We start from the raw sequence: 517 nt of genomic DNA on the forward strand, positions 1-517 counted from the left end.
TCGTTTGTTTATCTTAACGCTTACATGTTGTTTATCGAGTAAGTGAGAAAACTCCCTAAAAGTACGTGAGTATGGTGCACATAAATCAATGGCATCGCGCATTTGATCTTTAAGCGTGCGCATGCCTTTTTCTCGCATTTCTAGCTCTGCTTTTGTTGGAGATTTCGCTTGACGTGTATCATTATCGTAGAGATCCGGCAACACTGATAGTCCACGCTCTAAAGAAAGCCTATCCAGGCTGCGTACTTCTTGCTTAATCATATCGCGATCACGATGTATTTTTTTGTGTGTTTGAGGATTATAAGCGTTTAGTGCAATGTGTGCGTGCGTGATATGATTTTTGTTATCATCGTGGATCTCTATTGCCCACATCGCACCGCTATAGTTTTCCTCTACCCAGCTTTTTGCAAGTTCAAGTACAGCTTCTGCACTTAACTTATCTTTTGGATCGGGAGAGATTATAAAATGGTAAAACTTGCGTCCTGCGTCTTTATCCATAACGCAGCGCACATCATCC

1 protein-coding gene is annotated in these 517 nt (G+C 41.6%); it reads right to left on the reverse strand.

What is annotated here, in order from left to right:
* Nucleotides 1-498, reverse strand: a 498-nt coding sequence (locus HMPREF3190_RS05955) for a relaxase/mobilization nuclease domain-containing protein (RefSeq protein ID WP_156425745.1), incomplete at its 3' end; no start/stop codon positions are given.
* Between the last annotated feature and the right edge of the window lie 19 nt (nucleotides 499-517).

Origin of the sequence: Umbribacter vaginalis (genome assembly GCA_001552935.1) — a bacterium.
Lineage (GTDB): Bacteria > Actinomycetota > Coriobacteriia > Coriobacteriales > Eggerthellaceae > Berryella > Berryella vaginalis.